Below are 13,588 nucleotides of genomic sequence, written 5' to 3'. Positions count from 1 at the left end.
CGGCCGGCCCGGGGGCTAGTCGTTCAGCGACTATCGATACCTTCGGTTGTTCATTACACTTTGGGCACGCCCAAAAATCAACCACCAAACTATGTGGACCCAAATTGGGCGGAGCGTCATGCGCGTGGGGCGAATGAGCAGGTGGTAGATGGTCTGCCGCTTCGGAACGGTCCTCGCATGCATGTTTTAATTGGGCAGAGCACACGCCCAAAATGAGCGAAGGGTGGGGTGAGGTGTCATCTGAGACGGTGGGCTCGGCAGTGCTGCGCCGCTACATCGGACGTCGGCTGGAAACGCTGAGGAAGCGTGCTGGCCTGACGCAGGAGCAGGCGGCGGAGGAGCTTCAGAAGGGGCGCACCACCATCGCGCGATGGGAGGAGGGCCACGAGAACGTCCGCTTTCGCGACGTGGACGTCAAGGCGTTGCTCAGCATCTATGGTGCCGGCGACGACGATCTCAAGGTTCTGCTCGCGCTGACGGCTGAGACCCGCAACGGCCGCCGCAAGAGCTGGTGGCACGACTACACCGAGACGGCGCTGCCAACGTGGTTCGGTCTCTACGTCACCCTGGAAGACAGCTCAGAGACGATCCGGCAGTACGAGTCGGAGCTCATACCGGGGCTTCTCCGGACCCCTACCTACGCCGAGGAGGTCGCTCGCGTTCCGCCGGGCTATGTCGCCGAAGAAGAGATTGCCCGCCGGGTGCAGGTCCGTGTGGAACGGCAATCGCTCCTGACTCGCCCCCGAGCCCCACATGTTCAGGTCATCCTCAATCAGGCTGTGCTGCACCGGCCGGTCGGCGGTAACCATGCCATGGCCCAGCAGCTGGACCACCTGCTGGAGATGGGTGTCAAGACCAACGTCTCGATCCGAATCGTGCCGTTCTCGGCCGGCGTCCATGGTGGCATGGCCGCCTGCGGACCCTTCACGCTCCTGGACTTCCCCGCCGGGGCAGACGGGGATCCCCTGGAGCCCCCGCTCGCGTACGCCGAGACGCTGACTGGTGCGATGTATCTACAGAAACCCGACGAGGTCAACGCCTACCGCCTGGCATGGTCTGACCTGGAGAAACGCGCCCTCAACCAGAAGGCGTCGATGAGAATGATCTCGGAAGCACAGAAGGGGTACACCCGTGGCTGACCCGTCCGGCGCCGTGTGGCGCAAGAGCACTCGTAGTGGCAACGGGGGCAACTGCGTCGAGGTGGCGAGCAACCTGCTCGACCAACAGAACGTGATTTTCGTCCGCGACAGCAAGGACCCCGAGGGCGGCCACCTCGCCGTCACCGCCGACAGCTGGACTGCCTTCACCCTCGCCCTGCGGGGCGGCACCGTAGCCTCGTAACCCGCCTCGACCACAGATATAGAAGATCCAACCAAAAGGGCCGGGAGCGGCAACCTCCTGTCCCATCTGCCCCTGGGTGAGCGATGCCGCCGGCATCCCTCACCCAGGGCCCGATGGCTCATGCCCGAGGCCCGAGCTGCATTGAGGAACGATCAGCAGGATCGTCCGCGCCCGCTGCGGGTCTCTAGGCGTTGTTGTCGATACTGATCTTGTCTCGCCAGCAGGCGTCCGTGAGCTTCGCCTTGTAGGAGCGCCCGTAGAGGCCGGAGATCCTGCGGCTGGCGTCGTCCTTTCCACTGGCCACGGTCACGCCGGTGACGGTGTCCCACACCTTCCAGGGCGACCCCTGGCAGGCGGGTCCAACGCGCACGTCGATGAAGTGGCCCGAGGAGTTGGCCGGGATGGAACCGGTCGTGCACGTGCGGTACCAGCCCCCGTAGAAGTACGGAGCCGTGCAGCTCGCCGATGCGGCGCTCGCCGGTCCTGCGGCGATTCCGAGCGTGGCCACGACGGTCACCGCGCTGAGGAGTGCAGCCGGCAGCACCCTCGCGGTGCCGATGTTCTTGCGGATCATTTTCTCCCCCGAAAGCGGAGGGGCCCGACCGTAAACGCGGGCGACGAGCGTGTCACCGGGCCCCGATGAAATCCGAATGTGCTCGTCCGAATCGCTTACGCGTATTCAGCTTCGCTGTCATCACTTGGTGTTCGCCAGCCACTGTTTCTAGCGCTCAAAGTGCTTGGTCTACTCCTTCAAGGCCAACTGGGAGTAGGCCAAACGAGCGCCGCTTGTGGTGTGAGAGCGCCATCTCGGAAGCTGACTCAGCGAGCTCCGGCTCGCCAATTTTCTGGGCTCGGGTTGGAATGGGGAGGGCCAGCATGCAGACGAAGGCCGAGTCGGCCGGACGGTGCCGCAGGAACTGGCGCATCCCCCGGTGAAGTCCCAGGCCGTCGTCGGTATGGCCCTATGCGCTGCCGCGCAGCTCATGTTGGGCGCGTCCATGGCAACGACGCGGCTGCTACTGGACTATCCGGTTTTCAGCGGTCAGGCGATAAGGTATGCCATAGCCGCAGTCCTCTTTCTTGCCGTGATCTGTGTCTCCGGGACACTGGGCGGTAACGGCCGCAGGACTTCGACGCCGAACGCCTCGCTGAGCCGCGCAGAATGGGCATGGCTCGCCGGTTTGTCCGCTACTGGACTGGCGGGATACAACGCCTGCCTAGTCCTAGCCCTGGGCCATGCGGACGCCGCCGTGGTATCGACGATTGTCGGCGCGGTCCCGCTGCTTGTCGCTATCCTGGTACCCGCAATTCGCCGGAAGGCCCCGAGCGTGCGCCTTCTTGCCGCAGCAGGGATCGTGGTCGCAGGATCGACGCTGGTGCACGGGACGGGGCAAGCGAGCGCCCTTGGCCTGATCGCGTCTGTCGGAGCGCTCCTCGGCGATGTCGCCTTTGCGCTCATCGCAGCCAGGCTCCTGCCCCGGATCGGACCGGTGAGGCTGTCGGCGTACAGCTGCGTCCTGGCCGTGCCCATGCTGGCGACGGCAGCGCTCGTCGCCGGTGAACCAGCCTCGTGGCGATTGCCCAGCCTCACCGAATGGCTCGTGCTCGCCTACCTCGGCGTCGCTCTGACCGGTGTCGGCTTCTGGTGCTGGTTTCGCGGGATTCAACTGGCGACCGTCGAGCGGGGCTCTCTGACCGTCGGCCTGGTGCCGCTCGCTGCGGTTATCACCATGACCGTCCAGGACCACGCCGCACCCCCCGTTGCGCAAATGGGCGGCATCGGCGTCGTCATCGTGGGCTTGATCGTCGGCATGTCGGCACCTCTGGCCGATTCTCTCCAGGCCCACCCGTCCCGTCGAGCATTCAAGGACACGTCGAAGGCGTGGGAGAGTGATGCCGCCGGCATCACCTGGCCTATTCTGCCGGCCGCGAAGCCCCTGCCTTCATCGCTCGCCGGTCAGGCAAGGCACCCTCGGGCGGCGGCCGACGACGGGGTGCCTAGCGCCGACGCTGCGGCGGCACCCGTACGTTGAGGAGATTCCACTGGCACCAACATGAGCATGCTAGCGGCGGAGCAACCTAGCGGTGAACAGGCAACGACCTCGACCTTCAACGGCGAGCCGGAGCCATCAACTCGGACACTTCGTACGGACACGCCGGCGTCATCAACGCTGGGGCGGTTCTGCCAGCGCCACCGCGCCAGATCGCTGGCGGCCATGACGTCGTGGATGACCTGAGTCAGCGCCGCGTTGTCCGGCTCGCGCATGTAGGCCAGCCGTAGTTGCGCCAGGAAGCCAGGCGCCCAGTCTCGATCCCACCGTTCCAGCTGCCGGCGAGCTGCGGGATCAGTGAACGCCCACCGCATCAGATTGGGCTCGTCACCTTTCAGCCAAGGGAACCAATCCTCTGCCCGGGCGTTGTACGCGCGCACGGTGAAGGCGCTGTCGATGAGGAGGCACGGGTGCGGCTGACGATCTACCAGTCGCAGTACCGCCGGGTTGATCGTTGCCCCTGCCGGGGATGCTCCCCCGCCGATCGACCGTCGTCCGGCCGCCAGGAAGAGAACTTCCCGCTCGGAGTCACTGAGCCGCATCACCGCAGCGACCCTGTCGAGGTACTCGTCAGTGTGCCGGCCGCGGCTGTGGCCGCGTTCCAGCTCGCCGTACCAGTAGGGGGTGCTCCCGACGACACGAGCGATGTCGTTCTGGCTGACGGACTGCTTACGCCGGGGTGGGTACTGGCTGAAGGAAGGGAGATCAGATGGGCGCAACCGTCGGCGCCAAGCTCGCAACAACGCCGCAACCTCCGCCTGCGGATCCCCAAGTTCGACTCCTGGGCCGTGCTCCGACCGACCTTCGGCGGGGGGCGTCACCCCTGCCCTCGCAGAGTGACGAGGGACCGAAAGCGACGGATCCACCCCGAGCCGCCGGCGAGCCAGAACCGTACTCGAAACTGGTCCGGCCGTCATCGCACTCTCCGATCCTCGCCTGCGCCAGGCGCTGACCCGGTACCGGGGACTGCGGTCATCAATGCAGTCGAAAGGTCAACCCCTGTCAGCTCCGTCGAGATGTCCCACAACCGTCGTGCGGCTTCCTCGTCGTGCGAGGCGTCACTGGAGCGGTCAGCACCAGCAGGTCCTCGTGTGTGCCACCACCGGCTCGGACCCAGGTAAGAACCAGATGGCACATCGCGCGTGGCAGCCGCGAGCATCGGCCGTGCCCCCTCCCACGCTGGCTGTGCCACGACTGACGCCAGCATCCGCAGCCCGAGGATCACGGCGCTGCGGCCACCGTAGCGACGGGCCGACGCAAGGAGTTGCGTATCCGACCAGCCCGGGTGACAGGCGATGCTCCGGCCAGGCACTCCAACGGCGGCGAGGCGCCGATGCAGTTCGTAGGAGAACAAGAGGTTGGCCAGCTTGCTCGCTGCGTAGGCCCGGTACGGGTTGTAGACCCGAGGACTGGGCCAGTCAGCCGGGTCAAGCCGGGCGACATGGTGAGCCATGCTGCTCACCGTGACAATCCGTGCGTCCGGCGATGCCAACAGCGCCGGAAGCAGTAGCCCAGTGAAGGCGAAGTGCCCGAGGTGATTCACTCCGAAGTGCATCTCGACGCCATCGAAGGTGTCCCACCGGGGTGCCCCCATCAGGCCGGCGTTGTTGACGAGGATGTCGAGCCGTCCGTGATCGTCGAGGATCTGACTGGCCGCATCGCGTACCGACCCCAAGTTGCCGAGATCCATGCGGACTCGCCTGATGGTCACGTTCGGCCGCACCGCCTCGATGGCCGATGCCGCAGCGGCCATCCGTCCGTAGTGCCGGCAAGCCATGATCACGGTCGCGCCGGAGGCGGCGAGCAGGCGAGCTACGTGATACCCCGTGCCACCGTTAGCGCCGGTCACGACCGCCACCTTCCCCCTCCCCCACCCGACAGCTCCCGTCGCGTAGGGCGACGCGCCTGGTGAGGGGCGGACGGGCGCCTGCTGGCTTACTGCTCCCATCCGGGTAGAGCTACTGCCGTTCGTCTCCTGGTTGCTCGTCAAATCCAAGATCATGCTCACCGCTCACCAACCGCCAATGTCGTCAGAGGGACCGCCCAGGATGAACGTGACCGCAGTGCCTCTTGAGGCGGTGCGTCTACGTCCTGCTTGGGGGTAAGCCCGGCCTCTGGGGCGGTTCAGAGGCCGGGCCCGCCGGCGGACGACCCCAATCGCGCCAGCGTGGGAAAGGTCGTCGCTCCTACGTCCTGCGTAGGTTGATGAGCGTCTCGTGCGCCATCTCGCCGAGCGCCTCGATGATCGCCTGATCGTCACCACCGGTTGGCAGAGCATCGGCGGTCCAGCCAACAGTCAGGTACACGTTGCCGTCGAGACAGGCCAACCGGGGCCCGAGCAAGCTGTCGACGTAGCCGTAGCTCTCCTGGCACCCGCTCGCCACCTGTCGGAGTGGGGCCTCCTCCTCCGCTACCATCCGCAGCCCGCGGAATTGCACGTCTGCGTGGTCGTTCACCTCGATCATGAGGTTCGCCGCACCGCTTGAGCCGAAGCCGACGACGCACCCCTTGATAGGGCCCTCCGTGACGTGCCGTCGAGGATCGGCAGTAGTACCGAACAGCTCCTCCAACGCCGTAACCGCGAACGCGTCACAGGGGCGCAGCGTCGAGCTGTACCGCCACGGCGTCACCCCTGAACTCGGCGAAGCAGTCGCTTCAGCACCTGCGGCCGGCCGTGCGGGTGCCTCGCTCTTAGAACCCGCGTCACGCTCGCCTCCCCTCGTCATCAGAATCGCCACTGCGACCAGCACCAGGATTACCGCGGCGGCGACGCCGAGCGCGCGTCGCGTACCCGCCCGAGCATGCGATCCCTCCGTCAATGGACAGCCTCCTTAAGCTCCGGGGTGATGCCGGCGGCATCACCTGGACGGTCGGCAGCGGGATCCCGCGAGCCGCGGGTCAGCGCGAGGGCGGCACCACTCAGGCACGCCACCGCCACGACAGCGATCGAGGGCCCAGCCCCGATCGCTGGGATCAGCGTCGCCACGACTGCTGTGCCGCCGGCCCCACCAGCGAATCCCGAGAAGTAGGCCAAGCCGACCGCAGTTCCTCGCCGGTCAGTGCGCAAGGTGGCCAGAGCGACGGTCAGCATCGGTTGTCCCAGGGTGAAAACCACCGACGAGGCGATCGTCGACATGATCACCAGCGGGCCTGCCGGCGCTAACGGTGTCACCCCCACGAACACCAGCGCCCCGGCAGCCAGCAGCAAGGCCCTCGACGACGGCATCCGCCGACGATCCAGGTAATGAGCCAGGACCACGCCTGCTACGGCACAGGGCACCAGCAGCATCCCGCTGGACAGCGGAGTCCATCCGTCGTTGGCCAGCAGATGTCCGGCGACGAGCACCACGGAGAACCGGGCAGCGTAGATGCAGCCAGCCAGCAGGCACACCCGCCTGAACTGGACCTCCCGTACCAGCGTGGCAGGTACGAACGCGTCTGACCGATGCCGCGCCCGAACCCAGAGGGCGATCCCGCTGGCGACCGCTCCCCCCAACAGCGCGACTGCTGTCGTCGGCCTCAGCAGAGTGATCTGCGTCAGCCCGACTGTGCATGCCGCGAGAACTGCCAGGAGCGCAGCTCCGACGCCGTCGAAGGCATTCGATGGCCTTCCGTCCCGGTGATGGCGCCGGGAAACCCACGGGACGACCAGCACCGACAGAACAGGCAACACCACGGCCGCGCGCCATCCCAGCACCACCGCGGCGAAGCCCCCTGCAAGCGTCGCCATGGACAGGAACACCGTCATCACCGCGCCCAGCGCCGTCGCCAGCGGCCTGCGATGCGCCGCATCGACGTGAGCAGCAATGGTGAGCACCACGGTCACCACGGCGGACGATCCGAGCGCCAGCACCACGCGACCGGCCACCGCAGCCCCGGGAGTTGCCGACAACAGACACGCGGCCGTTCCGGCGAGCATCAGCACTGAGCCCAGGCGAAGGCACGCCAGAGTTCCCCATCGTTCGGTCAACGGCCCGAACACGGCTGTGCCGACGCCGAGGGCGATGGCGTACCCCGAGAGCAGCCACACCGTGCTGACCGGACCGGCGGCCTCCGGAATGTAGGGCACCGCGACCGCCGCAGCGATGATCCCGAACGTCACGGGCCCGTAGATCGTCCCCAGAAGCAGGCCCAGGCGAGCGGGATGTACTTCGGAGCGAGCTGGTGAGGGGTTGGCGGTGATGCCGGCGGCATCACTGCGGCTCACGCCACACCTCCTGGCCGCGCCGGATATGCCCGATTGAAGACGGGGATGTCCTTGACCTCTTTGAGGTAGGCGGTGCCAGAGGTGGAGCCGGTGCCCGCCTCGTTGCCCAGCATCCGCACCGCGAGGGAATAGTGAGTGCGGCGCCACCCCGTCAGCGCAGCCGAGAAGGACGCCATGCTCTCGACGAGCTGGTCCTCGACAACCGCCGCGAATCGGCTTCGCTCCAGCTTGTCCACCTCGGACTGGACCGTGGCCTGCCCGGATAGCGCCCGGACCCGCACCCCTGGCGTGGACTGGTAGGCGACCGAGTGCAGCCGGGCCAGCTCCGGGCGGCGGCACAGCGACTCCACCAGCTTGTAGCTGTAGCTCTGGATGGCACTGGCACCCTCGGTCCACCGGCGGAAGTCACGAAACGCCTCCACCTGCATGGTGGCCAGCAACGAGAACAGCGGTGCACCTTCACGCAGGATCCCGGTGGCCGCATCCAACCGCGCACCACCGTGCACGCAGGCCCCATCGCTGAGGAGCTGAATGACCCCGCACAGGTCCACCGCCACCAGGGCGAACGTCGCTTCCCACGACTGGAGCACCCGTAGGAACAGATACTCGTCGTGAACCCGAGACACCGGCAACATCGACAGAACGACCGCCTGGCGCTCGTCCTCGTCCAGGAAATCCTCGACAGAACGCCACAGATCATCCGGTCGGACATCCTCAACGGCGCTCCACTGCTCCAACCCGAGGCGGGCAAGCGCGGGCTGGATCACACGCATGCCGAGCCTTAGCCGCTTACGCGTCAGCGCGGAAACGGGGCGACGTTCCGGCAACGGCTGACAGCGACCTCCCGCAGCCGCGCCCTCGAACCTCAACACATCAGCGACCAATGCCACGACCAGCCGATCACGGCATCGCAACGCAGCCGCCGCATCAACAACCAGGTCGCTGCGGTCGGCGTCCGGCAGAGGCAGCAGATCCAGCGCCAGATAGGTGCGGTAGTCGTACCGGCCGTCGGCCTTGTCGAGGAGCACGTTCAGAAACGAGCGCAGGAGACGGCCACCGGCCTCGGGTCCGCCCACGGAGTTGGCCGTTTCCCTTGCCTGCCTCAAGACCTCCAGCATGTGCGGCGCCACAAAGTGCTTCCCGCGCTCCTGCACGCTGGCGACCACTTCCCGATACGGGAAATCGTTGCCGGAGCGCTCCCCCATCAGCCACCGCTGCACCGCGTGCTCGCCGTTCATGCCACCGCCGCCTGCCGGCGTGTCCGCCTGCGATCGGCCGCGCGGCTGTCCGAGAACTCCCCCAGCAACCGGCATGCCGTCTCGACGTCCTCGGTGGTGGTGAAGGCGTGCATCGCGAGCCGGATGAGCCGGCCGCGTGGCGCGACTGCGACGTTCCGATCGGCCAGCCACCGCGCGGCGGCTTCCGGTGCGGGGTGCAGGACCGCCAGGTGAGCGCCGTGCTCCTGCGGCGTCGTCACGACCAGTCCTTGGGAGGTCACCAACTGGCGTGCGAGCCGCACCATCTGCGCCACGTGACGGCGGACCTGTCCGAGGTCCAGGTCAGCGACCATCGACAGGGCTGCGTTGGCCGCGTACACCGAGGGGACCGCTGGGGTCCCGACCTGAAACCGGCGCGCGCCGTCCGGCCAGTCCATCAGGCGAGAGTCGAAACGGTGGGGATCGCGGCGACCTTGCCAGCCGGTCAGCGCCGGTGTGCGTCCGCCCCTGGCGGCCCGCTCGTACAGGGCGACGACGCCCGGAAGTCCGAGGGCGTACTTGCCGAAACCGGCCACGAGGTAGTCGCAATCCCACTGCCGAACATCAAGCGGCTCCACGCCGAGCGCCTGGTACGCGTCGACGAACACCTCGGCGCCAGCACGGTGCGCTGCCTCGACGATGTCCTGTACCGGCAACCGGTGGCCGTGGGTGTAGGTGACCGCGGGGACCGACACCAGGGCCGTACGTCCGTCGATCGCCCGCAAGTAGTCGGTGAGACACACCCTGCCGTCTCGGTCGCCGACGAAGACCACCTCGGCTCCGCGTCGACGCTGCGCCAGCCAGGCGTGGGCGACCCCGGGGAACTCGGCACTGCACGTCACGATCCGAGACCGTGCCGTCCATCCCCGCGCGGAGGCTACCTGGTAGGCGGCCGTCGACGCGTCGGCCAGCAGCGCGATCTGGTGCTCCTGTGCCCCCAGCAACGCCGCTACCCGGTAACGCAACTGCTCCACCTGGTGCTCCCACGCCTGCCACGTCACAGCAGGGCTCTCCATGGCGGCGAGCATGGCCAACAGGGAAGACTCCACCCCCGGTGACCGGGGCGCGTGGCTGCAACTCGCGAGGTGCACACGCCCGATCAGCGACGGCAGCTCACGCCGAAGGTCAGAGGAGTCGATGGGGGTCTGGGCCATCACGCCGTACCTCCCAGCGAGGCCGGGCTGCCGACAACGACGGCGGTACGGACCGCCCACAGGCCGGGGAAGTACCTGTGGGCGGTCAGTCTGGCGAGGACACCGACCGGCGTGCCCTGAGTTCCCACCGCACCGTCACCGACGAGCCGGGCTGCAACGAGGTAGTGCCTCATCCGCCACAGGGCCACCGCTTCGTCCCAATCCAGCATCCGCTCAGCGAGCCGATAGATCGGCTGGTCAGCCCGCCACCGATACAGCTCGGCCACCGACACACCCCGCTCTGCACACAGCTGGTCGAAGGCCTGCGCCAGCTCTCGCCCGACCCGCCCGACGCTCACCCAGCCGGGCGACTGCGCACCCGACCCCGTGCCGAGCCGAGGCCGCATGACGGCGAACGCCGTCGGCGAGAGGTGCGCGAACATGTCGAGCTGGCCTGTCACCGTCCGGATCGCGTCGGCCGCCTGGTGGATGAGCAACTCACCCGGGCCCACCTCGCCCGAGCGCATCTGCCACACAGCCTCCTGCGAGGCCTCCACCGCCACGCGCAACCACAGCTCGGTGCTCTGGTGTGCCACCTGAAACAGCAGCTCATCACGATGAGCACGATCGGAAGCCGGCACCTGAAGGCCCAGCAATTCATCCACCCGCATGTACCGGGCGTAGGCGTCTAAGGGCTCCGACGCGCCCGCGCGATCATCCGCCAGCCTGGTAGCGGGGCCCAGGTCCTCGCCGGCCGGGCTGCTGGGTGGGCGCGGTGCCGTGGAGACACCCCCGCTGTCGGAACCCTGCCGTGCCATCATCAGTTCCCCCGTTGTCTTCGGCGTCGGACAAATACGCGATTCGCCGGTCAAAACCATGGAGCCTGGGCGAGGGGCCGCCGGTCCTCGCCAGCCTCAGACGCGGTGATCTCCCTACGCCGCGTCAGCCACTGCCGGGCTCGGCCACGGCCGGGCACCCACAGCAACAGAAGGCCGTAGCCCAGGACCGCTGCCCCTACCGCACCGCGCGGGCCCGCCGCCATCCGGTCGACTATCAGGAAAGGCAGCACGGCCGCCATCGCCAGCGCTCCGCCGGCCACTGCTCGTAGGCCGGTCAGGCTCCCCGACGCGGGAAGGGACATCCCCGCCAGTACCGAGACGAAGGCCAGACCCAGCAGGATCACGATCACGCCGGCATCCACAGCCACCGAGCCAGGCGGCGTGCCGGCATCCCAACCAGCGGCCAGATGTACAGCCCCGGCGGCGAACAGCGTGGAACCGGCGCAGCACACCACCGAGGCACCCCACACTGACCTCGGCGCCGGCCGGCGTAGCTGCTCTGCCCCACTGGTCACAGAGCCCTGCTGCGCCATCAAGTTGGACCCCCGTCACTGCTGATATTCGGCCCGGAGTTCGGTACGGTAATCGTGTCTGAAACATGAATACGGTACTGAGGTGAGGGATGTCAACACGATGAGGGCTGTCGGGCCGGTGATGCCGCCGGCATCACCAGGCATCGAGCGACCAATTGGAGGCAGTGCTGGGTCGACCCCATCGCCGGCCACTGCACGTTGCCTCAGCCTGCGCGGTACCTGGTCGTCGGGCGCCTCGCGCCGCGGACGCACCGGCGCTATAACTGGTCGACCTGTCGGCGGTCGTCGTGGCTAATCTGGTCGCCCGCACGACTGTTGCCCTGCCCGAGGGCGCTGAGTTGACGGTGTATGCGGCCAGCGCCAGCGATCTGCCAGCCGTGGTCGAACTTCACGAGGCGTGCTCAGCGCGCAGCCGATACCGACGCTACTTGGGCGGCGCGGTGCCCTCGCCAACCCGCCTCGCCCGACTGCTGGAGCCGCCCGGCGGGGTGACCCTGCTTGCCGCTACCTGCTCTGACGGGCCGCCGGCTGTGGTGGCGATGGCCAACCTAATCGCAGAGGGAGTGCAAGCCGAGGCTGCGCTGTTGGTGAGGGACGACTGGCAGCGACGAGGACTCGGCTCGGCCCTGCTGTTCGGTCTACTCAGGCATGCCCGCGTCAGCGGATACGCCGCCCTCGTGCTGCACATTCACGCGGAGAACACGCCGATGCTGCGCACCCTGAAGCGGCTCGATCGCCCGACCCTGATCGATCGGGACGGCGCCCTGGTCACCTTCACCGTGCCGGTGACCACCGTCGAGCGGGAGCGGCAGGCCCGGTGAGGCGGCCACCGAAAGATCCCAAGGTTGCAACACCCGTCGCCCTGCTCGCGGGTGGCGGCCGAACTGGTAACGGCACCAAGAGTGGGGGTTATGGCATGACCGACAGCGGCCTGCCGGTGATGGCGGCGGCCTCACGGCCAGATGAGCAGGCGAGTCATCCCACGGAAGCCGCAGCGGGGGCTCCCTCGTCCCAGGCTGGCGTCAGCCATGGCTGCCCGGCCCATCGGCCCAGTTCCCGCGATGAGACGTCCAACGCCGCGCCTGGTAGCCAGGACTCTGATCCGGCCACCCTTCTCACTGACGCGCAGGCATTTCTCACGCGATACTTCCACGAGACCGAGCGCGCTGGCTTGCGGAGCCGCCTGACACGGATGCGACGGGAGGTAGAGGCGAGCGGGACGTGGTGGCAGACCGCCGATGAGCTGGCTTTCGGAGCGAGACTGGCGTGGCGAAACGCGGAACGGTGCATCGGGCGTGCCCGGTGGAGCGCCCTGCACGTACGCGACCTTCGCGGGTGCAACCGGGCTCACCAGATCCGTACCGAGCTTGAGAATCACCTGAACTTCTCCACCAACGGCGGCGCCATCGTCCCGATGATCTCGATCTTCGCGCCTGCATCGACTGGCGAGCCTGCCGTACGGATCCGCAACCCGCAGCTGATCCGGTACGCGGGATGGACCGACGCCCACGGCAACGTGACCGGAGATCCCGCTCAGACTCGACTCACCGACCAGGCCCTGCAACTGGGATGGCGAGGACCGTCGAACCGAACACGGTTCGACGTGCTCCCCTGGATCATCGACGGCCTCGACATCGGCCCAGCGCTGTTTCCTGTACCCGCCTCCAGCGTCCTGGAGGTGGAACTTCGTCACCCGCAGCATCCCTGGTTCGCGCTGCTGGGGCTGCGGTGGCCGGCGCTGCCCGCGATCAGCGACATGACCTTACGGGTGGGAGGAGTCATCTATCCCTGTGCCTTCAGCGGCAGCTACATGGCCTCTGAAATCGCCAGCAGGAACCTCGCCGACCCGACGCGCTACAACCAGTTGCCCGCTGTGGCGCGCGGGCTGGGCCTCGACGTGCGGCGGGACCGGCTGTGGCGGGATAAGGCGCTACTCGTGCTCAACGAAGCGGTTCTGTGGAGCTTCCACGCTGCCGGGGTCCGCATCACCGATCACCACAGGGAGAGCATCACCTTCGCGCGGTTCACCGCCCGGGAGGAGGCCGCAGGCCGGCCGGTCTATGGGGACTGGTCGTGGCTCAACAGCTACCCCATGACGCCACAGGACCCCAGTTGGGGCCGCTACTACGCCTCACCACCGCCGCGTGATCCTGGCCTGCATGCCTCGGCACCCGTAGCCCCGTGACCACACGTCCCGGAACTTCTGCCCGGAGCGCGCGGGGCGCTGC

General features: G+C 67.6%; 14 protein-coding genes. 5 read left to right on the top strand and 9 right to left on the bottom strand.

The window, feature by feature from the left end; translation table 11 throughout:
• Positions 1–212: 212 nt before the first annotated feature.
• The gene (locus GA0070616_RS00500; RefSeq protein ID WP_091074735.1) at positions 213–1,139 is read left to right on the top strand and encodes a helix-turn-helix domain-containing protein; all 927 of its coding nucleotides are present in this window, start codon (positions 213–215) and stop codon (positions 1,137–1,139) included.
• Entirely contained in the window at positions 1,132–1,341 is a 210-nt protein-coding gene (locus tag GA0070616_RS00495; protein ID WP_091074733.1) for a DUF397 domain-containing protein, read from the top strand. The genes GA0070616_RS00500 and GA0070616_RS00495 overlap by 8 nt, the downstream gene beginning before the upstream one ends.
• A gap of 184 nt (positions 1,342–1,525) precedes the next feature.
• On the opposite strand, the gene GA0070616_RS00490 is transcribed toward GA0070616_RS00495, so the two are convergent.
• Positions 1,526–1,915 carry a hypothetical protein gene (locus GA0070616_RS00490; RefSeq protein ID WP_091074731.1) on the bottom strand — a complete coding sequence of 130 codons (390 nt, stop codon included), beginning with the start codon at positions 1,913–1,915 and terminating at the stop codon, positions 1,526–1,528.
• 331 nt (positions 1,916–2,246) lie between these two features.
• Here GA0070616_RS00490 and GA0070616_RS00485 point away from each other — a divergent pair, with 331 nt between their 5' ends.
• On the top strand, positions 2,247–3,374 hold the full coding sequence (locus tag GA0070616_RS00485) for a DMT family transporter (protein ID WP_091074729.1): 1,128 nt from the start codon (positions 2,247–2,249) through the stop codon (positions 3,372–3,374).
• Here GA0070616_RS00485 and GA0070616_RS29350 read toward each other — a convergent pair.
• From GA0070616_RS29350 to GA0070616_RS00450, 8 genes are all read right to left on the bottom strand, one after another.
• Positions 3,299–3,934, bottom strand: a complete 636-nt coding sequence (locus tag GA0070616_RS29350; RefSeq protein WP_425412908.1) for an MmyB family transcriptional regulator — start codon at positions 3,932–3,934, stop codon at positions 3,299–3,301. The two genes, GA0070616_RS00485 and GA0070616_RS29350, sit on opposite strands and share 76 nt — an antisense overlap.
• A gap of 371 nt (positions 3,935–4,305) precedes the next feature.
• Positions 4,306–5,340, bottom strand: coding sequence for an oxidoreductase (locus tag GA0070616_RS00480; protein WP_091074823.1), 1,035 nt, complete (start codon positions 5,338–5,340; stop codon positions 4,306–4,308).
• A 238-nt stretch (positions 5,341–5,578) separates the two neighbouring features.
• Complete coding sequence (locus GA0070616_RS00475) at positions 5,579–6,211, bottom strand: hypothetical protein (RefSeq protein WP_139128809.1); 633 nt, start codon at positions 6,209–6,211, stop codon at positions 5,579–5,581.
• Positions 6,208–7,599, bottom strand: a complete 1,392-nt coding sequence (locus GA0070616_RS00470) for an MFS transporter (protein ID WP_175439925.1) — start codon at positions 7,597–7,599, stop codon at positions 6,208–6,210. The genes GA0070616_RS00475 and GA0070616_RS00470 overlap by 4 nt, the downstream gene beginning before the upstream one ends.
• Positions 7,596–8,837 carry a tryptophan 2,3-dioxygenase gene (locus tag GA0070616_RS00465; RefSeq protein ID WP_091074723.1) on the bottom strand — a complete coding sequence of 414 codons (1,242 nt, stop codon included), beginning with the start codon at positions 8,835–8,837 and terminating at the stop codon, positions 7,596–7,598. Before GA0070616_RS00465 ends, GA0070616_RS00470 begins: the two co-directional genes overlap by 4 nt.
• On the bottom strand, positions 8,834–10,009 hold the full coding sequence (locus GA0070616_RS00460) for an aminotransferase class V-fold PLP-dependent enzyme (protein WP_091074821.1): 1,176 nt from the start codon (positions 10,007–10,009) through the stop codon (positions 8,834–8,836). Before GA0070616_RS00460 ends, GA0070616_RS00465 begins: the two co-directional genes overlap by 4 nt.
• On the bottom strand, positions 10,009–10,713 hold the full coding sequence (locus GA0070616_RS00455; protein WP_281187659.1) for a tryptophan 2,3-dioxygenase family protein: 705 nt from the start codon (positions 10,711–10,713) through the stop codon (positions 10,009–10,011). The genes GA0070616_RS00460 and GA0070616_RS00455 overlap by 1 nt, the downstream gene beginning before the upstream one ends.
• Positions 10,714–10,856: 143 nt before the next feature.
• A complete protein-coding gene (locus GA0070616_RS00450; RefSeq protein WP_091074721.1) occupies positions 10,857–11,177 on the bottom strand; it encodes a hypothetical protein in 321 nt (106 codons plus the stop codon).
• A gap of 470 nt (positions 11,178–11,647) precedes the next feature.
• On the opposite strand from GA0070616_RS00450, the gene GA0070616_RS00445 reads away from it, so the two are divergent.
• Both GA0070616_RS00445 and GA0070616_RS00440 read left to right on the top strand, forming a co-directional pair.
• Positions 11,648–12,181, top strand: coding sequence for a GNAT family N-acetyltransferase (locus tag GA0070616_RS00445; RefSeq protein ID WP_245712581.1), 534 nt, complete (start codon positions 11,648–11,650; stop codon positions 12,179–12,181).
• Between the two features lie 95 nt (positions 12,182–12,276).
• Positions 12,277–13,545: a nitric oxide synthase oxygenase gene (locus GA0070616_RS00440; protein ID WP_091074716.1), complete on the top strand. Its 1,269-nt coding sequence runs from the start codon at positions 12,277–12,279 to the stop codon at positions 13,543–13,545.
• The last annotated feature ends 43 nt before the right edge of the window (positions 13,546–13,588 follow it).

The sequence above is a fragment of the Micromonospora nigra genome (assembly GCF_900091585.1).
GTDB lineage: Bacteria > Actinomycetota > Actinomycetes > Mycobacteriales > Micromonosporaceae > Micromonospora > Micromonospora nigra.
Note: the sequence above shows the minus strand (reverse complement) of the source record. Positions and strands in the feature narration are given on the sequence as shown.

Excerpts from the sequence above, each read along its gene's own strand:
- GA0070616_RS00500 (WP_091074735.1), top strand. The coding sequence starts at position 213 with ATGAGCGAAGGGTGGGGTGAGGTGTCATCTGAGACGGTGGGCTCGGCA.
- GA0070616_RS00490 (WP_091074731.1), bottom strand. The coding sequence starts at position 1,915 with ATGATCCGCAAGAACATCGGCACCGCGAGGGTGCTGCCGGCTGCACTC.
- GA0070616_RS29350 (WP_425412908.1), bottom strand. The coding sequence starts at position 3,934 with ATGCGGCTCAGTGACTCCGAGCGGGAAGTTCTCTTCCTGGCGGCCGGA.
- GA0070616_RS00480 (WP_091074823.1), bottom strand. The coding sequence starts at position 5,340 with ATGGGAGCAGTAAGCCAGCAGGCGCCCGTCCGCCCCTCACCAGGCGCG.
- GA0070616_RS00465 (WP_091074723.1), bottom strand. The coding sequence starts at position 8,837 with ATGAACGGCGAGCACGCGGTGCAGCGGTGGCTGATGGGGGAGCGCTCC.
- GA0070616_RS00460 (WP_091074821.1), bottom strand. The coding sequence starts at position 10,009 with ATGGCCCAGACCCCCATCGACTCCTCTGACCTTCGGCGTGAGCTGCCG.
- GA0070616_RS00440 (WP_091074716.1), top strand. The coding sequence starts at position 12,277 with ATGACCGACAGCGGCCTGCCGGTGATGGCGGCGGCCTCACGGCCAGAT.